This window comes from Aureimonas frigidaquae, from assembly GCF_001463905.1.
Taxonomy (GTDB): domain Bacteria; phylum Pseudomonadota; class Alphaproteobacteria; order Rhizobiales; family Rhizobiaceae; genus Aureimonas; species Aureimonas frigidaquae.
Window position 1 is genome coordinate 123,057 of the sequence record NZ_BBWR01000017.1, and the last position, 22,176, is coordinate 145,232.

Below are 22,176 nucleotides of genomic sequence, written 5' to 3' on the forward strand. Positions count from 1 at the left end.
TCAGTGACCCTCGCCCTGGGCCACCATGTCGGCGCCGATCTTTTTCTTTTCCTTGTAGACCGCCGATGGCGAGCGTGACGACACGAGGCCGCGCGGCTTCCAGACCATGATGGCCACCATGGCGACGCCGAAGATCAGCATGCGGTACTCGGTCGGATCGAAGTTGGATCCGAAGACGAGTTGCAGCACCGTCAGGTTCCGCAGGAGTTCGATGCCGCCGATCATCACGATGGAGGCGATGACGACGCCGATCTGCGAGCCGAGGCCACCCAGGACCACGATGGCCAGGATGATCGCCGATTCCAGGAAGGTGAAGCTCTCGGGCGAGATGAAGCCCTGGCGGGTGGCGAAGAAGGAGCCGGCGAAGCCGCCGAACATGGCCCCCGTCGCGAAGGCCGTCAGCTTGACGTTGGTCGTGTTGATGCCGAGCGCGCGGCAGGCGATCTCGTCCTCGCGCAGGGCTTCCCAGGCCCGGCCGATCGGCAGCTTGCGCAGCCGCATCGTCACGAAATTGGTGAACAGCGCCAGGAGGAGGATGATGTAGTAGAGGTAGATGAAGCGGTGCAGCGTGGACGGCTCCAGGCCGAAATAGTCGGCGAAGGAGCCTTCGCCCCGGCCGAACTCCAGCCCGAAGAAGGTCGGCCGCGGAATGCCGAGAAGCCCGTTCGGGCCGCCCGTGAACTCGCCCCAGTTCAGGAGCACGACGCGGATGATCTCACCGAAGGCCAGGGTGACGATGGCCAGATAGTCGCCGCGCAGGCGCAGGACCGGGAAGCCCAGCATCACGCCCCACATGGCGGCGAAGAGCCCGGCCATCGGCAGGCACACCCAGAAGCCAAGATCGAAGTTGATCGCGAGCAGCGCGAAGGAATAGGCGCCCACCGCGTAGAAGGCGACGTAGCCGAGATCGAGAAGCCCGGCCAGGCCCACCACGATGTTGAGCCCCCAGCCGAGCATGACATAGGTCACGATCAGGATGGCGAGGTCGATCATGTACCGCTCGCGGCCCGGCAGGATGTAGCCGATGACGAAGGGGAAGGTGAGCGCCAGAAGGAACAGCGCCGCACCGATGATCTTCCCGAGCCTGGAGGCGACGTTGGCCGACAGCTTCACGCCGCCGACACGGTCCGACAGGCTGCCCTCGTTCTGGAACAGGAGGAGGCTCAGCACCAGGCGGCCGAAGAAGGCGATGGCGATGAAGGTCAGCCACAAGTCCCAGCGATAGGACAGGGCAAGGCCGCCCGGCGCCGTATCGGTCCGCAGGAGCAGGAAGAACAGGCCGAGCCCGGCGACGATAAGCGCCGTGACGATCGATTCCTTCAGCGCCGTCGCGAATTTGCTGCTGCGGGCCGGTTCGGGGGCAAAGGGCGGCTCGCCACGCATGGCGTCGCGGCGCTGTTCGTCGGCGATCTCTGCGCCCTCGGGGCGTGTCGTATTGGTCGCGGACATCGATCAGACCTTCTCGACGGCAGGGCGGCCAAGCAGGCCGGAGGGCATGAAGATCAGGACGATGGCAAGGATCGAGAAGGCCGCGACATCCTTGTATTCGACCGAGAAGTAGCCCGACCAGAAGGTCTCGATCAGGCCGATCAGAAGGCCGCCGAGCATCGCACCCGGCAGGGAGCCGATGCCCCCGAGCACGGCCGCCGTGAAGGCTTTCACCCCGGCCAGGAACCCGATGTAGAAGTCGATCACGCCGTAATAGAGCAGGTACATAAGCCCCGCGACGGAGGCGAGGGCCGCGCCCATGACGAAGGTCAGCGAGATGGTCCGGTCGACATTGACGCCGAGGAGTGACGCCATCTTGGCATCCTGCTCGCAGGCGCGCTGCTGGCGGCCGAGCGAGGTGCGGGAGATGATCAGCGTGAAGACCGTCATCAGCACCAGGGTCACGGCGATGATGGTGAGCTGCATATACGAGATCTGGACCCCGTCCATGAGCTGGATGCTGCCCTGGATCTGCGGCGGCAGCGGCTTCACGCGCGCGCCCTGCGATACCTGGACGAAATTCTGCAGGAAGATGGACATGCCGATGGCGGTGATCAGCGGCGCAAGGCGAAAGGAGCCGCGCAGCGGCCGGTAGGCGATCCGCTCGACCGTCCACCCCCAGAGCGAGGCGAACAGCATCGCCACGATGATGATGATGAGAAGAACAATCGGAAGGAAGGTGATGCCAAAGGACACGAGGACGAGAAACGTCGTCAGCGCGATGAAAGACCCGATCATGAAGATTTCGCCATGGGCGAAATTGATCATGCCGATAATGCCGTAGACCATGGTGTAGCCAATGGCGATCAGGCCGTAGATCGACCCTAGTGTCACGCCGTTGACAAGCTGTTGGAGGAAATATTCCATTTTTGTTTTTATCCCTATCGAACGCGTACGCGCTCCGACTCCCTTTGCGCCATCGGCCGGTTCCGCCTTGGAAAGAGGCACGATCAAAGTAGCAGCATTTTTTATAGGAATGATCAACGGCCTTAATGGGTGCCAGTGGGCAAGTGTCCCCAGGATCCGCACGGGCTTGATAATCTGAACGAAAGACTCCAATTTTGTACCGCCTTTGGGTGAAGCGGTCTTCCCATGACTTTGGAATTGTTCTAATACCTTCGGGCGCCGGCAGGGTTACCGGGGCCAGCTCAGGAGAAGATCGATGCGCCTGACGCGCCAGACCAATTATGCCATCCGCATGCTGATGTACTGTGCTGCAAAGGGCGACGGTTTGAGCCGCGTCGGCGAGATCGCCACGGCCTATTCGGTTTCCGAGCTTTTTCTGTTCAAGATCCTGCAGCCTCTCGTCGAGGCCGGTTTCATCGAGACGCTGCGCGGGCGCAATGGCGGCATCCGCCTGGCCAAGCCTGCCTCGGAAATCACGTTGCGCGCCGTCGTGGTGGTGACGGAAGAGAGCTTCTCCTTGGCCGAATGCTTCGAGACGGGGGTGGTCGATTGCCCGCTCGTCGACAGCTGCGCGCTGAACTCAGCGCTGCGCGATGCGCTGAACGCGTTCCTGTCCTCGCTCGAAAAGCAGACGATCGAAACGCTGATCGGCGATCGGGGGGCGATTCGGCACCGCCTCGGCATTTCCGACGTTGCGCCGACGCAGGTGACGCGCCGCGCTGCGCCCGCAGCCCTGACCAACTGACCGGATCCTGCGGCATCACCAAGGAATGATGGCGACTTACGCCGAAAGAGTGAAGCCCGCCTCCGCCGCCCGTTGGAGGGGGACGATTGTCGTCGCAATGGTGGCAATGGCATTCTCGCCCCCTGAACCGGCGCAGGCTGCGCCGGCCCCATCCAGGGATGATGCCGGTGAATCACTGTCGAATTCTGGGCGTGACCATCGTCAATGAAACGATGGAGGCGGCACGCCGGCGCTTTGCCGAGCTGATCGCCCGGCCGGGCCGCAGGTCGCTCTATTTCGTCAACGCCCATACGCTGAACAATGCCTGCGCCGACGCCGCCTATCGCGATGTTCTGCGCCGCGCGGATGTCGTCTATGGCGACGGGACAGGGGTGCGCTGGGCTGCCAAGGCACGGGGCATCCGCCTCGAGGACAATGTCAACGGCACCGATCTCGTGCCGCTGATGCTGCAATCGGGCGAGGGGATCCGCTGCTTCCTGATCGGCAGCGCGCCGGAGCGCATCGACGCGATCCTTGCGGCGGCACGCGCGCGCTTTCCGAAGGTGACCTTCGTCGGCGCGCATCATGGCTATATCGACGAGGCGGCCAGCGTGGCCGTTGCCGGCGAGGTGCGCCGGTCGGGCGCCAATCTCGTGCTCGTGGGCATGGGCAATCCCCTGCAGGAAAACTGGATCGACCGCTATGGCCACCTCGCGCCCGATGCGCTGATGGTCGCCGTGGGCGGGCTCTTCGAATATTGGGGCGGCGGCCTCGTCCGCGCCCCGCTCTGGATGCGCCGAAGCGGCATCGAATGGGTCCATCTCATGCTGCGGCAGCCCTGGAAGGCGCGCCGCTACCTGATCGGGAACCCGCTCTTCATGGGCCGGATGCTGAAGGGCATCGCTGCCGACCGCCGCTCCGACACCTCCCGCCTCTTGGAAGGAAGGCTTACATGCCCGCAGACAGCATCGCCCTCAACCGATGGATCGCCAAGAAGGCGGCCAGATTGGCCGTCGGAGGCGCAGGACGGGTCGTCCCACCATCTGGAGGGCCAGGGCCTGAGCTCCGCGTCCTGACCTATCACCGCTTCGGAGACGGGCACCGCGCGCCCTTCACCGTCTCGGCGGCGCAGTTCGAACGGGAGGTCGCCTACCTGGCCGCCTCCGGCCGTGCGGTCAGCCTTGCCGATGTGGAGGCCTTCGTCGCGGGCAAGCGTCAGTTGCCGTCCGGCTCGGTCCTGGTGACCTTCGACGATGGCGATCCATCCGTGCGCACGGTGGCCGTGCCCATCCTGCAGAAATATGCCGTGCCGTCCGTCGCCTATATACTGGCCGGCCGTCCGACCGGCTTCGATCTGATGAGCTTTTCGCAGATACGCGAAATCCAGGCAGCCGGGGTTTCCATCGGCTCGCACACGGTCTCCCACCGTTCCCTCGGCAGCCTGTCACGGGCGGAGGCCATGGCAGAGCTGGTGGATTCCCGGCGGCGCCTGGAAGACGAGATGGGGACCGCCGTGCACTCCTTCGCCTATCCCTTCGGGACCGCCAAGGACATGACGCCCCAGGTGATCGACTGTGTGGGCGAGGCCGGTTACACGACGGGCTTCTCCAGCCTGCATGGCGCCATCCGTGCCGATACGGCGCGGCAGCCTTACGCATTGCCGCGGGTCAAGGTGGAATCGGGCGATCCGCAATGGCTGTTCCCCGCTCTCTGCGCCGGGGCCATGGACCGCTGGCGCCTGGTGGACGACATGCTGACCAACCTGCAGAAGCCCGCCGAAAGCCAGTTGCAGAAGACGGCCGCCTGATACGCCTGTCAGGCGAAGATGGATCGCTCCTCCTGGACGAGGGTGCGGATGGCATCGGCCACCAGGCGCACGGCTGCGGCGTTGGCCGTGCTCTGGTGCGTCACCAGCCAGTAGCTGCGCCGCACGCTCAAATGCGGCAGGACGGCCCGAAGCTCGGGCCGTGGCCGCGCCATGAAATGATGCAGGATGCCGATGCCCGCACCGGCTGAAACGGCCGCGAGCTGCCCCATGGCCGAGGCGATCTCGCAGCCGGCCGGCCAGTCGATCCCCAGATCCTCCGCATAGGCGAGGGACCGGCTGTAGCTCAGATCCTCCACATGGCCGACCAGCGCATGCTCTGCCAGGGCGGCAAGGGATGCCGGCGTGCCCCGCCCGTCCAGGTAGCGGGACGCGGCATAGAGGCCGAGGCCGTAATCCACCAGCTTGCCGCTGACGAGCCGCCCCTCAGCCGGGCGCTCGATCGTCACCGCGATATCGGCTTCGCGGCGGGACAGGGAGAAGGCACGCGCCACCGGGACGAGCTGCAGCGTCAGCCCTGGATGGGCGGCCTGCAGGCGCCAGAGCCTTGGCGCCAGGAAATCCGTTCCGAAGCCGTCCGGTGCGCCGATGCGCACCGTTCCTGTCACCCGCCCTGCGCTGGCGCGCGAGCTGGCCTCCGCCGCCAGCATCTCGGCTTCCATCCGCTCCGCATGGACCATCAAGGCGGCGCCGTCGGCCGTCAGGTCGCAGCCGCTCGAGCGGCGCAGGAAAAGCCGGTGGCCGAGCGCGGCCTCCAGCCGGTCGAGGCGCCGGGCCACCGTCGCATGGTTGAGCTGCATGCGCCGCGCCGCCGCCAGAATCTGCCCCTCGCGCGCGACGGCCAGGAATATGCGCAAATCGTCCCAGTCCATCGGCCGTGGCGCCCTCGACTATAATTTCCGCACAATGGTTACGCGCGGACTGATATTGAAATCAAGCCAGGGACAGGTAGGGTCTTTCCCATCACATGGTTGGAGGAACGGACCCATGAGCCAGATCGGCCATTTCATCGACGGCGCGCGTGTCGCCGGAACGTCCACGCGGACGACCGAGGTCTTCAATCCGGCGACCGGGCAGGCGAGCGCCACTCTGGCCCTGGCCGGGGCTGCCGATCTCGACGCGGCGGTTGCTTGCGCCAAGGCGGCGCAGCCGGCCTGGGCGGCGACCAATCCGCAGCGCCGCGCGCGGGTCTTCATGAAGTTCGTCCAGCTTCTGAACGACAATATGCAGGAGCTGGCCGAGCTCCTGTCGGCCGAGCACGGCAAGACGGTCGAGGATTCGAAGGGTGATATCCAGCGGGGGCTGGAAGTCTGCGAGTTCGTGATCGGCGTGCCGCATCTGCAGAAGGGCGAATATACCGAAGGCGCCGGCCCGGGCATCGATATGTATTCGATGCGCCAGCCGGTCGGCATCGGCGCAGGCATCACTCCCTTCAACTTCCCGGCCATGATTCCGATGTGGATGTTCGCCCCCGCCATCGCCACGGGCAACGCCTTCATCCTCAAGCCGTCCGAGCGTGACCCTTCCGTTCCCATGCGGCTGGCGGAGCTGATGATCGAGGCGGGATTGCCCAAGGGCATACTGAACGTGGTGAACGGCGATAAGGAAGCCGTGGACCTGATCCTCCAGCATCCCGACATTTCCGCCGTGTCCTTCGTCGGATCGACGCCCATCGCCGCCTATGTCTATGGCGAGGCTGCGCGGCACGGCAAGCGGGCGCAGACCTTCGGCGGCGCCAAGAACCACATGATCATCATGCCGGATGCCGATCTGGACCAGGCCGCCGACGCGCTGATCGGCGCGGGCTACGGCTCGGCCGGGGAGCGGTGCATGGCCATCTCGGTAGCGGTGCCGGTAGGCGAGGCCACGGCCAACGCGCTGGTGGAGCGGCTGATCCCCCGCGTCGAGAAGCTGAAGATCGCACCCTATACGGACACGACCGCCGATTTCGGCCCCGTGGTTACGCGGGCGTCGCAGGAGAAGATCCTGTCCCTGATCGACAAGGGCGTGGCGGAAGGTGCAGAGCTCAAGGTCGATGGACGCGGCTTCCGCCTCCAGGGCTACGAAGACGGCTTCTATGTCGGCGCATGCCTGTTCGACCGGGTAACGCCCGATATGGACATCTATCGTCAGGAAATCTTCGGCCCGGTCCTGTCGGTGGTCCGCGCGCCCGATTACGAGACCGCCTTGTCGCTCCCCATGAAGCATGAATACGGCAATGGCGTTGCCATCTATACGCGTGACGGCGATGCCGCCCGTGACTTCGCAGCGCGCGTCAATGTGGGAATGATCGGCGTGAACGTGCCGATCCCAACGCCGCTCGCCTACCATTCCTTCGGCGGCTGGAAGCGCTCATCCTTCGGCGATCTGAACCAGCACGGGCCGGACTCGATCAAGTTCTGGACCCGCACCAAAACGATCACCTCCCGCTGGCCGTCGGGCATCAAGTCCGGCGCGGAATTCTCCATGCCCGTCATGCGTTGAGGGCGGCGAAAGGCCCGACATGCAAAAGCCCCGGCGGTTCGAACCGCCGGGACTTTTTCGTTCCGTATCGGGCCGGCCGGGTCAGGCCGCCATGGCCGTCTTCAGGTTCTCGTCGATCTTGTCGAGGAAGCCCGTCGTGGACAGCCAGGGCTGGTCCGGACCGATCAGGAGGGCCAGGTCCTTGGTCATGTGACCGGCTTCCACCGTTTGGATGCAGACGCGCTCGAGCGTCTCGGCGAAGGCCTTCAGATCGGCATTGTCATCCAGCTTGGCGCGGTGTGCCAGGCCGCGCGTCCAGGCGAAGATCGACGCGATGGAGTTGGTCGAGGTCTCCTGGCCTTTCTGGTGCTGGCGGTAGTGGCGGGTGACCGTGCCGTGGGCGGCCTCCGCCTCGACCGTCTTGCCGTCCGGCGTCATGAGGACGGACGTCATCAGGCCGAGCGAGCCGAAGCCCTGGGCGACGATATCGGACTGCACGTCGCCGTCGTAGTTCTTGCAGGCCCAGACATAGCCGCCGGACCACTTCAGCGCGGAGGCGACCATGTCGTCGATCAGGCGGTGCTCGTACCAGATCTTCCGCTTCTCGAACTCGGCCTTGAACTCGGCGTCGTAGATTTCCTGGAAGATGTCCTTGAAGCGCCCGTCATAGGCCTTGAGGATGGTGTTCTTGGTCGACAGATAGACCGGGTAGTTGCGCATCAGGCCATAGTTGAGGGAGGCGCGCGCAAAATCACGGATGGAATCGTCGAGGTTGTACATGGCCATCGCGACGCCGGAGGAGGGCGCCTTGAAGACCTCGTGCTCGATGACGCTGCCGTCCTCACCCACGAACTTGACGGACAGGGTCCCGGCGCTCGGGAACTTGAAGTCGGTCGCGCGGTACTGATCGCCGAAGGCGTGGCGGCCCACCACGATGGGCTTGGTCCAGCCCGGCACCAGGCGCGGCACGTTTTTCATGATGATCGGCTCGCGGAAGATCACGCCGCCCAGGATGTTGCGGATCGTCCCGTTGGGGGAGCGCCACATCTTCTTGAGCTTGAATTCCTCCACCCGCGCCTCGTCGGGCGTGATGGTGGCGCATTTCACGCCCACGCCGTGGCGGGCGATGGCGTTGGCGGCATCCACCGTCACCTGGTCATCGGTGGCGTCGCGGTTCTCAACCGACAGGTCGTAATATTCGAGGTCGATGTCGAGATAGGGGTGGATCAGCTTCTCCTTGATGAAGTGCCAGATGATCCGGGTCATCTCGTCGCCGTCGAGTTCGACGACCGGGTTTGCAACCTTGATTTTCGCCATCGATGCCATTCCTCCGGTTTGATACGGCGTGTTCGGGCCGGCCCGCGGCCCTCAACTGTCCGGCGGCTATAGCAAAGTGCTTCGCACCTGCAAAGCAAAGCGGCGCTTTTCGGCGCCGCACCGACAGGCTATCAGGTCCTTTTGATACGCTTGGGTATGGGGAATGGCTGTGGCAGGAACCGACAGAACGGCAGCGATCATGGCGGGCGGGCCGGCAATCGTGCTTGTGGAGCCGCAGCTCGGCGAAAATATCGGCATGGTGGCCCGGGCCATGGCCAATTTCGGCCTGTCGGACCTGCGCATCGTCAATCCGCGCGATGGCTGGCCGAACGAGAAGGCCGTGGCGGCAGCCTCGCGCGCCGACCATGTGATCGAGGCCGCGCGCGTTTTCGACCGGGTCGAGGATGCCATCGCCGATCTGAGCTTCGTCCTGGCCACAACCGCGCGCCCCCGCTACTCGACCAAGGCCGTCCGCGGCCCGGACGAGGCCAATGCCGACCTGCGCGTGCGCATGGAGGCGGGGCAGGGCTGCGGCATCCTGTTCGGGCGCGAACGCTTCGGCCTGTCGAACGAAGAGGTCGATCTTGCCGACGAGATCGTGACCTTTCCGGTCAATCCGGCCTTCGCCTCGCTGAACATCGCCCAGGCCGTTCTGCTCATGAGCTATGAGTGGATGCGCTCGGGAACGCCTTTCGGGGGGCGGCCGCGCTTCTTCGCGCCGGACATGGCCCCCGCCGACAAGTCGGATCTATTCCGCCTCTTCGAGCATCTGGAAGGCGCGCTCGAGGGCACGGGCTATTTCTTCCCGCCCGAAAAGCGGGACACCATGATCCACAATCTGCGCAACATGCTGACGCGGGCGCAATTCTCCGAGCCCGAGATCAGGGCCTTGCGCGGTGTCATCCGGGCCTTGACCCGAGCCGGGCAGACGCAATGAGCGGCCGGCCCATCATCGTCTTCGACAGCGGCGTCGGCGGCCTGACCGTCCTGCGCGAACTGCGCGTGCGCATGCCGGACCGGCGCTATCTCTATGTCGTGGACGATGCGGCCTTCCCCTATGGAGACTGGGACGAAGACGCGTTAAAGGCGCGTATCCTGTCGCTCTTCGGCAGCCTTGTGGATGCGCATGCCCCGCTGGCGGTCGTGATCGCCTGCAATACCGCGTCAACGCTGGTCCTGCCGGACTTGCGCGCCCGTTTCGACATTCCCTTCGTCGGCACCGTCCCGGCCATCAAGCCTGCGGCCGAGCAGACGCGCTCGGGCCTCGTCAGCGTCCTGGCGACGCCCGGCACGGTCCGGCGAGACTATACGCGCGGCCTCATCGAGAGCTTCGCCCGCGATTGCGCTGTCGAACTCGTCGGCGCCTCGCGCCTCGCCGCTATGGCGGAAGCGCATCTGCGCGGCGGGGCCCTGGACCCGGATGCCCTGCGTGCAGAGATCGCGCCCTGTTTCGTAGAACGGGACGGGCGGCGCACGGACATCGTCGTCCTGGCCTGCACGCATTATCCCTTCCTCGTCGGGGCGTTCCGCAAGGTCGCGCCCTGGCCGGTGGACTGGCTGGACCCGGCCGAGGCGATCGCCCGGCAGGCTGCCAAGGTCATCGGCCATACGGCGCCCGACCTGCCGGAGGGGTTCGACCGGGCCGTCTTCACCGCCGGCCCGCCGGACTATGCCACCCGGCGGCTGGTGCACGGGTTCGGGCTCACCGCGCAAGGGTGATGGCGGATGTCTGGACGCTGCGTCCGTCGATCTGATCGGTGACCGTCATGGAGAGGGTTCCGTCGCCGGCATTGCCGATTGTCATGCGGGCCGATCTATCGCCATAGATCGGCTTGGCATAGGTGACGTCGAAGCTGAGCGTCGAACCCTGCAGCCGCCCGTTCGTCAGGCGCGCGGGCCCCGTCGCCGATGCTGCATAGGTTCCGGAATAGCTGCCGCTCGCAGGATCATAGCGGATCTGTGCCGATACGGGGCGGGTGACGATCACCGCAGCCCGGCACTGGCCGGAAATCGTCAGACTGTCTGGCCCGGAGGGCTTCCCCGTCAGCGTGCAGGTGACTTTGCGGGGCGTGCGGTCGACATCGCGCTGGATGGTGCCGCCGCCCTTGAAGCGCCCGTCGAAGCGCGCCAGAAACCCGTCATCGGCCAGCGACTGACCGCTCGTGACGAGCGCAGCCAATCCGGCCCATATCCCTGCCGATCGCAACATGACGGTCCTCCGTGCCGGTTCGGCTTCGGAACGGAAAGTGTCGAGCGGGAGTTTAGGTTGCACCAAGACCCATCAGGACCGGATTGCCAACTCATGGACCTTCTGCGCATTGTCATCGCCATCTTCCTGCCGCCGCTCGCGGTGTTCCTGACGACCGGCCTCGGCAAGCATTTCTGGATCAACATCATTCTGACGCTGCTGGGCTATATTCCCGGCGTCGTGCACGCGGTCTGGTTCATCTCCAGGCGGTCGGGACAGCGCAGACCACTGGCTTGACTTGAAGCCTTTCCTCGTCTAATCGGTGCCACATCGGCGGGCCGCAAGGTCCGCCGGTTTTTTACGTGTCCCGTGAACGGCTTCGGCCGCTCTGTCAGCCTTCTCGAAGGCAAAGGAGGGTGCGTTTCCTCAACCCGCCAAATGGTTTGTCGGGTTCATCCTCGAAGGAAATGCGATGAGCAAGCGCGAATCCGCCAAGTACAAGATTGACCGTCGTCTTGGCGAAAATATCTGGGGCCGTCCGAAGTCCCCGGTCAACCGCCGCCAGTACGGCCCGGGCCAGCATGGCCAGCGCCGCAAGTCCAAGCTTTCCGACTTCGGCACGCAGCTGCGCGCCAAGCAGAAGCTGAAGGGCTATTACGGCGACGTGTCCGAAAAGCAGTTCCGCCGCATCTATGAAGAGGCTGCCCGCCGTCGTGGCGACACCTCCGAAAACCTGATCGGTCTTCTGGAATCCCGTCTGGACGCCATCGTCTATCGCGCGAAGTTCGTGTCGACGATCTTCGCTGCGCGCCAGTTCGTGAACCATGGCCATGTCAGCGTGAACGGCGTGCGGACCAATATCGGTTCCTACCGCTGCAAGGCCGGTGACGTGATCGAGGTCCGTCAGAAGTCCAAGCAGCTCACGATCGTTCTTGAATCGGTCCAGCTCGCCGAGCGCGATGTGCCGGACTACATCGAGGTCGATCACAACAAGATGGTCGCGACCTTCAGCCGCGTTCCGGGCCTCGGCGACGTGCCGTATCCGGTTCAGATGGAACCGAACCTGGTCGTCGAGTTCTACTCGCGTTAACCGATCGCATCAGCGGCCCCGCGCCGCATATCGTGTGAAGCCGCCCGGGCAACCGGGCGGCTTTTTTGCGCCGTGTTAAAAGCTTGCGAAACCGCAGGAAACGCCCTTGCCTCGGACGGGGGAATTCGGCAAATCTCTTACACCTTTAGGTAGTAGACTGTCCTTCGGACCATTCCGAATTGAAGGCCTTGTCCTTGACCAGCGTTCCCGGCCAGGCGGCCTCGTTGCAGAGTTTGATTCAGCGCGATCAGCTCCACACCATGCGTGGCGCCCTGCGGCGCGCGATCCTCGTCAACATCGCTCTCGGTCTTGCCGCCCTTGCCGTCACCGTGCGCGCCGGGCTCGAGACGGAGGGCTTGATCTGGTTCTCCCTGTCGCTGGCGGTCAACCTGGTGCGATTTGCCCTGTGCGCCTGGCCCGTGCCATCTGCCGGGGAAGCCGAAAGCGTGGGCATCGACCGGCATTTCTTCCTACACCGTGTCGCGGCCCTTGCGTCGGGTATCGTCTGGTCATTGCTGGCGGTCTTGTCGAGCGGCTTCACCACCCCGGAAACGGTCTTCTATCTGACGCTCCTGGCCGGCATCACGGCTGGCTCGGTCACCTATGGAACGGCCTATTGGCCGGTTCCGGCGCTTTTCATATCGCCGCCGCTGATCGCTGCGACGGTCTGCCTGTTCTGGTCCGGTCATTTCAATTCCGTCATGCTGAGCGGCACGATCGCGATCTATCTGACGGCTCTCTTGTTGGCTGCGCGTGAAGGCGACAGATCCTTCCGCGATCTCTCCCGGCTCAAGCACGAAGCACGGGCGCTGGCCCATTCGCTGGAACAGGCCAACGAGCATTCCGCTGCGACCGCGCGAGAAATGCTGCATCGGGCAACGCATGACGCACTGACCGGGCTGTTGAACCGCGGCGGCATATTGCGGAACCTCGAGGATTTCCTGCGTGAAGGGGGCGGTCCGGTCTGCTTGATGCTTCTGGACCTCGATGACTTCAAGGTCGTCAACGATGTTTACGGCCATGCAACAGGCGACCGTGTCCTGCGGAAGGTGGCTCGGCGGCTTCGCGAGGCGACGCCGCCACATGCGCATATCGCCCGGCTGGGCGGCGACGAGTTCGCGCTCGTCCTGCGGGGTATGCCGGTCGATACACAGGCGCTCGGTGCAATTGCGCAGGCCGCGCTCGACCGCATCTCGGCGCCCTTCGAAACCTTCGAATCCAGCCCGGTCAGTGGGAGCGTCGGCGTGTATGTGGCCGATCGCGGCACGGTCGGCGAGATGCTCGCCAATGCCGACGCGGCCCTCTACGTGGCCAAGACGGCAGGTCGCAACCGCTACCGTATCTACGATCTTTCGTTGCAGAAGCGCATGGAGCTGGAACGCGACATGGAGCGCGAACTGCCGGATGCCCTGCGCAGCGGAATGATCGAGCTGTGGTTCCAGCCGATTGCCCGGCCCGACGGCAGCATCGATTCGCTGGAGGCGTTGCTCCGCTGGAACCACTCCCGCCATGGGCATATCGATCCGTCCTTGCTCGTTTCGGTGGCGGTGCGGACCGATCAGAGCGAGCAGCTTTTCCTGCGTGTGGTTCGCGGGGCGACGGCCATGCTGGAATGGTTGGCCGCACAGGGGTGGTCCGACATGCGTGTCGCCATCAATGTTTCCCCGCGGGAGGCGGCGCGTGTGCCGATCGACCAGATCGTCATGGAAGAGCTCGGCCACGCCGGCATACCGCTAAACCGGCTGGAACTCGAGATTACCGAGGAAACCGCGCTCGACACGAGCGTCGTGCGCTCCCGTTTCAAACCCTTGGCCGACGCCGGGGCGCGGATCGTCATTGACGACTTCGGGGTCGGGTACGCGTCCCTGGCGGCCATTCGGCACATTCGGATCAGCCGGCTGAAGCTCGACCGCAGTTTCGCAGCCGATCTCGACGCGGATGGCAAAGCCCGCTCGCTTTATAAGGCGCTGATCGGCCTCGGCCATGCGTTGGATATCGAGGTCGTGGCGGAGGGCGTCGAAACCGAAGAAGCACGCCAAACCCTCGTCGGCCTCGGCTGCGATTTCCTGCAAGGCTATCATTTGGCGCGCCCCATGCCGGAGCCGGATTCGCGCGTCTGGCTGCAGAGCCAACATAGCCATTAGCGGCGGAAACACCGGCCCGAATGCCGGGCCACCCTTTCCCTTCGGCTCGGGGTCGCTTATTGCGGGAGCTCGCAAGTGAGGATCCGCCAATGCTCGATCAGCTCGACGACGTGCAGGACGGCGCGCAAGCCGGCGCGCATCCGCTGTTTCGGGATGTTCCGGACAGCGTGGCCTTCCGCAAGCTGCGCAAGCGACTGCTGCGTGAAACACGTGAGACGATCGCCCGGCATGCCATGGCACGGCCCGGGGCCCGTTGGCTGGTCGGCATTTCCGGCGGCAAGGATTCCTACATACTCCTGTCGCTGCTCCTGGATCTGCAATGGCGTGGCCTCCTGCCGGTCGACCTTCTGGCCTGCAATCTGGATCAGGGGCAGCCGGGTTTCCCCAAGCATGTCCTCCCGGATTTTCTCACCGCCAACGGGATCGCGCACCGTATCGAGTATCGCGATACCTATTCGGTGGTGAAGGAGAAGGTGCCGGCGGGGTCCACCTATTGCGCGCTCTGCTCGCGCCTGCGGCGGGGCAACCTCTACCGCATCGCGCGGGAGGAGGGGTGTGAGGCCCTGGTTCTCGGCCACCATCGTGACGACAGCCTGGAAACCTTTTTCCTGAACCTTTTTCATGGGGCAAAGCTCGCCGCCATGCCGCCCAAGCTCCTGAACGACGAGGGCGATATGCTCGTGCTGCGCCCGCTGATCGCCTGCGCCGAGGACGACATAGCGCGCTTTGCCGCCGCCATGCGCTTCCCCATCATTCCGTGCGATCTGTGCGGAAGCCAGGACGGGCTGCAGCGCAACGCCATGAAGGCTTTCCTGGCCGATATGGAGCGCAGCCATCCAGGGCGGCGCGAGACCATCGCCAAGGCGCTCGGCAACATCAATCCGAGCCATCTTCTCGACCCGCGGCAGTTCGACTTCGCCGCACTGGTCCCCAAGCCGAAGGAGCCATCGTGACTGCATTCGATACCGAGCGTCTCGCCACCATTCTGAGGGATGCGGCCAAGGCCGAAATCATGCCGCGCTTTCGGCGCCTCAGCCCCGGCGACATTCGCGAGAAGACCTCGGCGGTCGATCTCGTGACCGAGGCGGACGAGGCCGCCGAGCGCGCCATCGCCGCCGCCTGCCGCGATGCTTTTCCGGACGCGGCCTTTGTCGGTGAAGAGGGCGTTGCCGCCGATCCCGGTCTGATCGAGCGGGTGGCGCAATCCGACCTTGCCATCGTGGTCGATCCGATCGACGGCACGGCCAATTTTGCGGCCGGCGCGCCGATGTTCGGCGTCATGGCCGCGGTCGTGCGCCGTGGCGAAACCATTGCCGGCATTATCTACGATCCGCTCGGGGATGATTTCGTCCTGGGCGAGCGCGGAGCCGGCGCCTTCCTGCAGCGTCCCGACGGTGAGCGGCACAGGCTTTCCTTTGCTGCGCCCGCGCCCACGCAGGAAATGATCGGGGCGGCATCGACCAGCCAGCTCGACCCGGAGGAGCGGCTGCGTGCGCTGACAGGCTTCGGCCAGACGCGGATCCTGTGCAGCTACCGGACTGCCGCGCAGGAATACCGCCTCGCGGTCAGTGGCGCGCTCCATTACCTCTATTACGTGAAGCTGATGCCCTGGGATCACCTGGCCGGCGCGCTCCTGTCGGAAGAAGCGGGTGGCTATGTCCGGCGGCTCGATGGGTCGCCCTATCGTCCGGGCGATGTCACCGGCGGGCTGATGGTCGCGCCGGATGCCGATGGCTGGCAGGCGCTGTCCCGGCTGATCGGCCGCAGCTGACGGCACGCAAACGAAAAAGGGCGGACGCTCGGCGCCCGCCCTTCGTACTGTCATGGACTTTTGATGGGGACCTTTGACGGTTCAGCCGTTGGCGGCTTCCTTGCTGCCGGTCGCAACGCCCTTGCCGTTCAGGAAATCCTGCAATTCGCCCGACTGGAACATCTCTCGCATGATGTCGCAGCCGCCCACGAATTCGCCCTTCACGTAGATCTGCGGAATGGTCGGCCAGGAGCCGTATTCCTTGATCCCGTTGCGCAACTCGTCGGAGGAAAGGACGTTGACGCCCTTATACTCCACGCCGAGATAGTCCAGAATCTGCACCACTTGCCCGGAAAAGCCGCATTGCGGGAAGGCGGGGGTGCCCTTCATGAAGACGATGACGTCATTCGTCTTCACTTCGTTGTCGATCCATTCCTGAATACCGCTCATCTTCAGCTCCGAGCCTCGTCTTCCTGTCGGGGCGCACTTGTCTGCAACGCCAGCGCGTGCAGGATACCGCCCATGTTTCCCTGAAGGGCCTGATACACCATTTGGTGCTGCTGCACCCGCGTCTTGCCGCGAAAGCTCTCTGCCACAACCTCAGCCGCGTAATGGTCGCCGTCGCCCGCAAGGTCGCGGATCGTGACGACTGCATCCGGAATCCCGTCCTTGATCATCTTCTCGATGTCCTGGGCGTTCATTGGCATGGATTGCAACTCCCTTTCAGCGGCTGGCACGGCCGGGTCGGCCCGACCCCATCCCGTAAAGGATAGGCATTCGAAGCCGTGCCCGCAATGTCGGCAAGCCCTTCGCCTCAGGCCGCAACGTCACGCATGGCGCCCGAACCCGACATGTAGTTCGGGAACCAGCTCTCATGCGCGATGGTCATGTCCGACACGGCCACGTCCAGGACACCCTCGATCGTGAGGCGGTTTCCGCCCGCACGGCCGAGCCGCATTGCCGGGACGCCGGCTGCCGTAGCCTCTGCAATGACCGCATCGGCCGCTTCCTCGCCGAGCGCGACGATGTAGCGGGCCTGGTCCTCGCCGAAGAGTTCGGCATGGCGCGGTCCGCCGCCCAGGCTGATCGAGGCGCCGACGCCCGACGCCATGCACAGTTCGGCGAGCGCGACAGCCATGCCGCCATCGGACAGATCGTGGCAGGTGCGCACCCGGCCCGAAGCGATGAGGCCGCGGACGAAATCACCGTTCCGGCGCTCGACGGAAAGGTCCACCGGCGGCGGCGCCCCGGCTTCGCTGCCGGCGATCTCACGCAGGAAGATGGAGGCGCCGAGATGCGTTCCCATGCCGCCGATCAGAAGCAGTGCCTGGCCCTCTGCCAGCGTGTCGACGCGCGCCGTGCGGCTGCGATCAGCGATCAGCCCGACACCGCCGATGGTCGGCGTGGGCAGGATGCCCTGGCCGTGCGTTTCGTTGTAGAGGGAGACGTTGCCCGATACGATGGGGAAGTCCAGCGCCGAACAGGCGGCGCCGATACCCTGCACCGCCTTGACGAACTGGCCCATGGCCTCCGGCTTTTCAGGGTTGCCGAAGTTCAGATTGTCGGTCGCCGCCAGGGGTTCCGCGCCGACGGCGGTCAGGTTGCGCCAGCATTCGGCCACGGCCTGCGCGCCGCCCTGGTAAGGGTCCGCGTCGCAATAGCGGGGCGTGACGTCGGACGAGAAGGCGAGCGCCTTGGTTTCGTGACCGTCGACCCGCACCACGCCGGCATCGCCGCCCGGCCGCTGCAGCGAGTTGCCCTGGATCAGCGTGTCATACTGTTCGAAGACCCAGCGGCGGGACGCGATGTCCGGGGAGCCCAGAATGGTCAGAAGCGCTGCCGCATAGTCGGCCGGCTCGGCCACCGCCTGCGCGGCAATGGTTTCGCGCTGTGCCGGCTCCACCCAGGGGCGGTCGTATTCCGGCGCTTCGTCGCCCAGCTCCTTGATCGGAAGATTGGCGACTTCGACGCCGTCGAACAGGATGCGGAAGCGCAGATCGTCGGTCGTCCGGCCCACGACGGCGAAATCGAGGCCCCATTTGCGGAAGATCGCTTCGGCCACGTCCCGCTTGGCCGGCTCGAGCACCATGAGCATGCGCTCCTGGCTTTCCGACAGCATCATCTCGTAGGGCGTCATGGCCGTCTCGCGCACGGGGACGGCGTTCAGATCGAGCTCGATCCCGAGATCGCCCTTGGCGCCCATCTCGACCGCCGAGCAGGTCAGGCCGGCCGCACCCATGTCCTGGATAGCGATGACCGCCCCAGTCTGCATGAGTTCGAGGCAGGCTTCCAGCAGGCACTTTTCGGTGAAGGGATCACCAACCTGCACGGTCGGGCGCTTCTCCTCGATCTTCTCGTCGAACTCGGCCGATGCCATGGTGGCGCCGCCGACGCCGTCGCGGCCCGTCTTGGCACCCAGATAGACGACGGGAAGGCCGACACCCTCCGCCTTGGAATAGAAGATCGCATCCGTGCGCGCCAGACCCGCCGCAAAGGCGTTGACCAGGCAGTTGCCATTGTAGCGCGGATGGAAATTGACCTCGCCGCCCACCGTCGGCACGCCGAAGCTGTTGCCATAGCCGCCGACGCCGGCCACCACGCCCGCCACCAGATGACGGGTCTTTTCATGATCGGGCGCACCGAAGCGCAGCGCGTTCATGGCCGCGATAGGCCGCGCTCCCATGGTGAAGACGTCGCGCAGGATGCCACCCACGCCCGTGGCCGCACCCTGATAGGGCTCGATATAGGAGGGGTGGTTGTGGCTTTCCATCTTGAAGACGACGCAGTCGCCATCGCCGATATCGACCACGCCGGCATTCTCGCCCGGTCCCTGGATGACGCGGGGGCCTTGCGTCGGCAGCGTCCGCAACCAGCGCTTGGAGGACTTGTAGGAGCAATGCTCGTTCCACATGGCCGAGAAGATGCCGAGCTCGGTCAGGCTCGGCTCGCGACCGATCAGGCCGAGAATGCGCTCATACTCGTCCGGCTTCAGGCCATGCGCGGCGATGAGGTCTGGCGTGATGGGTGTGTCGGTCATCGGCACGAGCTTCCTGCAGCATGGTTGGCGCATCCCCCCGGCAACGCGGCCGGCGGATCAGTGGAGTGTCTGTCATGTCCCGTCCGGCATGAACGGGGGCGTCCGTCAGCGGCCGGACACCCAGCCGGTCTGGAGGCGCCGGCAGGGCGCTGTGTCCTGGAGACCCCGCAGGACGAGCACGTCGTCGGCCGCCTGCGGAATGTAATCATCCACAATACGCCGCTGCAGGACCAGCAGCATATGCTCGTATCCCTTGGCGCCGGGGGCACGCACGCAGATCCCGAAGGGTCCGGCCGGACTGTCGACGAAGACGCGGTTTTGTTCGACCGCCCGTCCGCGATACAGCGTGCGGGCCGTCTCGAGCGCGTAGCGGCTCTCGATCCGGCTCGGCGCGGGCGCGGCGAGGGGCGGTTCGATACCGCGCACCGGGGTTGCGGCGCAGCCCGTCAGGAGGGCGGCACCCACCATGGCGAGGGCCAGCGCCGACCGCGCCCGGTCAGGCATTGTCGCAGCTTCGCGTGCCGGCCTGCCACCGCGCCACATCGGCCGCGATGCGGCGGCCCTGCGGGCCGTTCAGGAGCGGGCCGAATGTCTGGATGCGGGCCGGCGTGCCCTGGCCTTCCACGACCAGAAGCGGCAGGCCACCCGGATTGCGCGCGGGCACGATCAGAAAGCGCGGGCGGCCGGAATGCGAATCGAGTTCGGGCGCCATGCTGTAGCCGGCGAAGGCCGGGTCCTTGGCGCGGAACCAGCAGTCACGCGCGGACAGGGCGATCCGCTCCATCACCTTCAGCGCCGGTTCGGCGGGCCGGGCAAGCTGGCTTTCCCGTTGGGGCGCCCCGCAGGACGCAAGGATCAGCGCGGTTGCGCAGAGGAGGAGAGGCCGCAGGGCGGATGTCACGCTGCCAGGCCCCGTCCAGCCAGACCGAGGGCGCTTTCGAAAATGCCGCGGCCGTCCGTGCCGCCATGCTCCGGCTCGATCAGGTTTTCCGGGTGCGGCATCAGGCCCAGCACGTTGCCGGCCTCGTTGACGATGCCGGCAATATCACGCACCGCGCCGTTGGGGTTGGTCCCTTCTGCGTAGCGGAAGACGACCTGCCCATTCCCGTCCAGGCGCTCCAGCGTGTCATGATCGGCAAAGTAGTTCCCGTCGTGATGGGCGACGGGGCAACGGATGACCTGGCCCTCGGTATAGGCCGTGGTGAAGCGCGTATTGGCGTTGACGACGCTCAGCTTCACCTCGCGGCAGACGAAGTTCAGGCTCGTATTGCGCATCAGGGCACCGGGCAGAAGGCCCGTTTCGCACAGGATCTGGAAGCCGTTGCAGACACCGAGCACGGGAACGCCGGCACGCGCCTTATCGGCCACCGCGCGCATGACGGGCGAGCGCGCTGCGATGGCGCCGCAGCGCAGGTAATCTCCGAAGGAGAAGCCGCCGGGAATGACGATCAGGTCGACGGCGGGAATCTCCACATCCGTCTGCCAGACGGTCAGCGGCGCCGTGCCGCCGATCCGCGTCAGGGCGGCGATCATGTCACGGTCCCGGTTCAGGCCGGGCAAAAGGACGACGGCGGATTTCATGGCTGTTCAGCTCCGGGCACGCAGGCGGCGGCGAGCGCCGCCCGATCAGCGGATTTCGACTGCGTAGTTTTCGATGACCGTATTGGCCAGGAGCTTTTCGCACATGGCCTTGAGCTCCGCCTCGGCCGCGGCGGGGTCGGTACGGTCCAGCTCGATGTCGAAGACCTTGCCCTGGCGCACGCCGCCGACACCGTCGAAGCCCAATGTGCCGAGCGCACCCTCGATGGCCTTGCCCTGCGGGTCCAGGACGCCGTTTTTCAGGGTGACGACAATACGCGCCTTGATCACTGTTTCAGCCTGCCTTGCGAGTAAACGAGTTTGAGAGCCGGCGCCGATCGCGACGCAGGACTTGGCGTCACTTGACCAACACCGGCCCGGAAGGGCGGGGCGGATCGTTTTCGTTCATGATGCCGAGGCGCCGGGCCACTTCCTGGTAGGCTTCCACCAGTCCGCCCATGTCGCGGCGGAAGCGGTCCTTGTCCAGCTTGTCCTGGGTCTGCACGTCCCACAGCCGGCAGGAATCGGGCGAGATCTCATCGGCCACGATGATGCGCATCATGTCGCCTTCGAAGAGGCGGCCCGTCTCGATCTTGAAGTCGACGAGCTGGATGCCAACGCCGAGGAAGAGGCCGGACAGGAAGTCGTTGACGCGGATGGCGAGCGCCATGATGTCGTCGATTTCCTGCGGCGTCGCCCAGCCGAAGGCGGTGATGTGCTCTTCCGACACCATCGGGTCGTCCAGCGCATCGGCCTTGTAATAGAACTCGATGATGGAGCGGGGCAGGACGGTGCCTTCCTCGATCCCCAGACGCTTGGCCAGCGAGCCGGCCGCCACGTTGCGCACGACCACTTCGAGCGGAATGATCTCGACTTCCTTGATCAGCTGCTCGCGCATGTTGAGCCGCCGGATGAAGTGCGTCGGGATGCCGATCCGGTTCAGGTGGCTGAAGATATATTCCGAGATGCGGTTGTTCAGGACGCCCTTGCCGTCCACGACCTCGTGCTTCTTCTTGTTGAAGGCGGTCGCGTCGTCCTTGAAGAACTGCACGAGTGTGCCCGGCTCGGGGCCTTCATAGAGAATCTTGCCCTTGCCTTCGTAGATCCGGCGGCGACGTGTCATTTTGCGTTTGCTCGATCGTGCTGATGCGCCGCTTTGGGAGGCTGCGGCGGGAAAAACCATCTCAGGGCGCTGCATAGACCAAATGACGCATTTTCACAATCGTTACCCGGAATTTCCCTGCCGGGGCGCCCCGCAAGTCCGTCCGCGCTTCAAAAAGCCGGGGGCATCCTCTAAATACCGGACGCGCAGGCCCGTATCGGCCGACAGAAAAGGGTGCTCCCGCATGACATTCGACGATCGCAAGCAGGAATTCGAAAGCCGCTACGCCCATGACCAGGAGTTGCGCTTCCGGGTCGAGGCACGCCGCAATAAGCTCCTGGGGCTCTGGGCCGCCGAGAAGCTCGGCCTGTCGGGAGCAGAGGCCGATGCCTATGCCTTGGACGTCGTGAAGGCCGACCTCCAATCGCATGGCGATGCCGATGTGCAAGCCAAGATCGTGGCCGATTTCGCCGCCGCCGGGGTCACGCAGTCGGAACATCAGATCCGCCGCCGGATGGACGAGCTGCTCCTGGAAGCGGAAGCCCAGGTCAAGAGCGCCTGATC

25 protein-coding genes are annotated in these 22,176 nt (G+C 65.1%); 12 read left to right on the top strand and 13 right to left on the bottom strand.

Features of this window, described 5'->3' with window-relative positions:
• Positions 1–1,449, bottom strand: coding sequence for a high-affinity branched-chain amino acid ABC transporter permease LivM (livM, locus tag AUL30_RS16690; RefSeq protein ID WP_083508011.1), 1,449 nt, complete (start codon positions 1,447–1,449; stop codon positions 1–3).
• Between the two features lie 3 nt (positions 1,450–1,452).
• On the bottom strand, positions 1,453–2,355 hold the full coding sequence (locus AUL30_RS16695) for an ABC transporter permease subunit (RefSeq protein ID WP_062229033.1): 903 nt from the start codon (positions 2,353–2,355) through the stop codon (positions 1,453–1,455).
• Positions 2,356–2,650: 295 nt separating this feature from the next.
• Here AUL30_RS16695 and rirA point away from each other — a divergent pair, with 295 nt between their 5' ends.
• The 3 genes from rirA to AUL30_RS19535 all read left to right on the top strand — a co-directional run bounded on the left by rirA (position 2,651) and on the right by AUL30_RS19535 (position 4,925).
• Positions 2,651–3,139: an iron-responsive transcriptional regulator RirA gene (gene rirA, locus AUL30_RS16700; RefSeq protein WP_062229034.1), complete on the top strand. Its 489-nt coding sequence runs from the start codon at positions 2,651–2,653 to the stop codon at positions 3,137–3,139.
• A gap of 167 nt (positions 3,140–3,306) precedes the next feature.
• Positions 3,307–4,194 carry a WecB/TagA/CpsF family glycosyltransferase gene (locus AUL30_RS16705; protein WP_192843081.1) on the top strand — a complete coding sequence of 296 codons (888 nt, stop codon included), beginning with the start codon at positions 3,307–3,309 and terminating at the stop codon, positions 4,192–4,194.
• On the top strand, positions 4,125–4,925 hold the full coding sequence (locus tag AUL30_RS19535) for a polysaccharide deacetylase family protein (RefSeq protein ID WP_192843082.1): 801 nt from the start codon (positions 4,125–4,127) through the stop codon (positions 4,923–4,925). Before AUL30_RS16705 ends, AUL30_RS19535 begins: the two co-directional genes overlap by 70 nt.
• Before the next feature lie 8 nt (positions 4,926–4,933).
• Here the strand turns inward: AUL30_RS19535 and AUL30_RS16715 are convergent, their stop codons facing one another.
• Positions 4,934–5,815 carry a LysR family transcriptional regulator gene (locus tag AUL30_RS16715; protein ID WP_062229037.1) on the bottom strand — a complete coding sequence of 294 codons (882 nt, stop codon included), beginning with the start codon at positions 5,813–5,815 and terminating at the stop codon, positions 4,934–4,936.
• A 115-nt stretch (positions 5,816–5,930) separates the two neighbouring features.
• Between AUL30_RS16715 and AUL30_RS16720 the strand changes: the two genes are divergently transcribed.
• Positions 5,931–7,427, top strand: a complete 1,497-nt coding sequence (locus AUL30_RS16720) for a CoA-acylating methylmalonate-semialdehyde dehydrogenase (protein ID WP_062229038.1) — start codon at positions 5,931–5,933, stop codon at positions 7,425–7,427.
• 81 nt (positions 7,428–7,508) lie between these two features.
• On the opposite strand, the gene AUL30_RS16725 is transcribed toward AUL30_RS16720, so the two are convergent.
• Positions 7,509–8,723: an NADP-dependent isocitrate dehydrogenase gene (locus AUL30_RS16725; protein WP_062229119.1), complete on the bottom strand. Its 1,215-nt coding sequence runs from the start codon at positions 8,721–8,723 to the stop codon at positions 7,509–7,511.
• A 169-nt stretch (positions 8,724–8,892) separates the two neighbouring features.
• On the opposite strand from AUL30_RS16725, the gene AUL30_RS16730 reads away from it, so the two are divergent.
• Both AUL30_RS16730 and murI read left to right on the top strand, forming a co-directional pair.
• Positions 8,893–9,660 (top strand): RNA methyltransferase, encoded by a 768-nt coding sequence (locus tag AUL30_RS16730; protein ID WP_062229120.1) that lies wholly within the window; start codon positions 8,893–8,895, stop codon positions 9,658–9,660.
• Entirely contained in the window at positions 9,657–10,442 is a 786-nt protein-coding gene (gene murI, locus AUL30_RS16735) for a glutamate racemase (protein WP_062229039.1), read from the top strand. The genes AUL30_RS16730 and murI overlap by 4 nt, the downstream gene beginning before the upstream one ends.
• Here murI and AUL30_RS16740 read toward each other — a convergent pair.
• Complete coding sequence (locus AUL30_RS16740; protein WP_157070256.1) at positions 10,426–10,932, bottom strand: hypothetical protein; 507 nt, start codon at positions 10,930–10,932, stop codon at positions 10,426–10,428. The two genes, murI and AUL30_RS16740, sit on opposite strands and share 17 nt — an antisense overlap.
• A gap of 93 nt (positions 10,933–11,025) precedes the next feature.
• Between AUL30_RS16740 and AUL30_RS16745 the strand changes: the two genes are divergently transcribed.
• The 5 genes from AUL30_RS16745 (at position 11,026) to AUL30_RS16765 (ending at position 15,916) form a co-directional block, all read left to right on the top strand.
• Positions 11,026–11,208: a YqaE/Pmp3 family membrane protein gene (locus AUL30_RS16745; RefSeq protein WP_062229041.1), complete on the top strand. Its 183-nt coding sequence runs from the start codon at positions 11,026–11,028 to the stop codon at positions 11,206–11,208.
• A 175-nt stretch (positions 11,209–11,383) separates the two neighbouring features.
• Positions 11,384–12,001 (top strand): 30S ribosomal protein S4, encoded by a 618-nt coding sequence (gene rpsD / locus AUL30_RS16750; protein WP_062229042.1) that lies wholly within the window; start codon positions 11,384–11,386, stop codon positions 11,999–12,001.
• A gap of 194 nt (positions 12,002–12,195) precedes the next feature.
• Entirely contained in the window at positions 12,196–14,145 is a 1,950-nt protein-coding gene (locus AUL30_RS16755; RefSeq protein ID WP_062229121.1) for a putative bifunctional diguanylate cyclase/phosphodiesterase, read from the top strand.
• A gap of 89 nt (positions 14,146–14,234) precedes the next feature.
• On the top strand, positions 14,235–15,098 hold the full coding sequence (gene ttcA / locus AUL30_RS16760; protein ID WP_062229043.1) for a tRNA 2-thiocytidine(32) synthetase TtcA: 864 nt from the start codon (positions 14,235–14,237) through the stop codon (positions 15,096–15,098).
• Positions 15,092–15,916, top strand: coding sequence for an inositol monophosphatase family protein (locus tag AUL30_RS16765; RefSeq protein WP_062229122.1), 825 nt, complete (start codon positions 15,092–15,094; stop codon positions 15,914–15,916). The genes ttcA and AUL30_RS16765 overlap by 7 nt, the downstream gene beginning before the upstream one ends.
• Positions 15,917–15,997: 81 nt before the next feature.
• On the opposite strand, the gene grxD is transcribed toward AUL30_RS16765, so the two are convergent.
• The 8 genes from grxD to purC form a co-directional block, all read right to left on the bottom strand.
• Positions 15,998–16,345, bottom strand: coding sequence for a Grx4 family monothiol glutaredoxin (grxD, locus tag AUL30_RS16770; RefSeq protein WP_062229044.1), 348 nt, complete (start codon positions 16,343–16,345; stop codon positions 15,998–16,000).
• Positions 16,346–16,347: 2 nt separating this feature from the next.
• Entirely contained in the window at positions 16,348–16,602 is a 255-nt protein-coding gene (locus AUL30_RS16775; protein ID WP_062229045.1) for a BolA/IbaG family iron-sulfur metabolism protein, read from the bottom strand.
• Between the two features lie 107 nt (positions 16,603–16,709).
• Complete coding sequence (purL, locus tag AUL30_RS16780; RefSeq protein WP_062229046.1) at positions 16,710–18,965, bottom strand: phosphoribosylformylglycinamidine synthase subunit PurL; 2,256 nt, start codon at positions 18,963–18,965, stop codon at positions 16,710–16,712.
• Between the two features lie 72 nt (positions 18,966–19,037).
• Positions 19,038–19,436, bottom strand: coding sequence for a hypothetical protein (locus AUL30_RS16785; protein ID WP_062229047.1), 399 nt, complete (start codon positions 19,434–19,436; stop codon positions 19,038–19,040).
• Entirely contained in the window at positions 19,429–19,833 is a 405-nt protein-coding gene (locus tag AUL30_RS16790) for a hypothetical protein (protein WP_062229048.1), read from the bottom strand. Before AUL30_RS16790 ends, AUL30_RS16785 begins: the two co-directional genes overlap by 8 nt.
• Positions 19,830–20,513, bottom strand: coding sequence for a phosphoribosylformylglycinamidine synthase subunit PurQ (gene purQ / locus AUL30_RS16795; RefSeq protein ID WP_062229049.1), 684 nt, complete (start codon positions 20,511–20,513; stop codon positions 19,830–19,832). The genes AUL30_RS16790 and purQ overlap by 4 nt, the downstream gene beginning before the upstream one ends.
• A gap of 45 nt (positions 20,514–20,558) precedes the next feature.
• A complete protein-coding gene (gene purS / locus AUL30_RS16800) occupies positions 20,559–20,801 on the bottom strand; it encodes a phosphoribosylformylglycinamidine synthase subunit PurS (protein WP_062229050.1) in 243 nt (80 codons plus the stop codon).
• 67 nt (positions 20,802–20,868) lie between these two features.
• Positions 20,869–21,633, bottom strand: coding sequence for a phosphoribosylaminoimidazolesuccinocarboxamide synthase (gene purC / locus AUL30_RS16805; RefSeq protein ID WP_062229051.1), 765 nt, complete (start codon positions 21,631–21,633; stop codon positions 20,869–20,871).
• Positions 21,634–21,856: 223 nt separating this feature from the next.
• Between purC and AUL30_RS16810 the strand changes: the two genes are divergently transcribed.
• The gene (locus tag AUL30_RS16810; protein ID WP_062229052.1) at positions 21,857–22,174 is read left to right on the top strand and encodes a DUF1476 domain-containing protein; all 318 of its coding nucleotides are present in this window, start codon (positions 21,857–21,859) and stop codon (positions 22,172–22,174) included.
• Positions 22,175–22,176 lie beyond the last annotated feature (2 nt).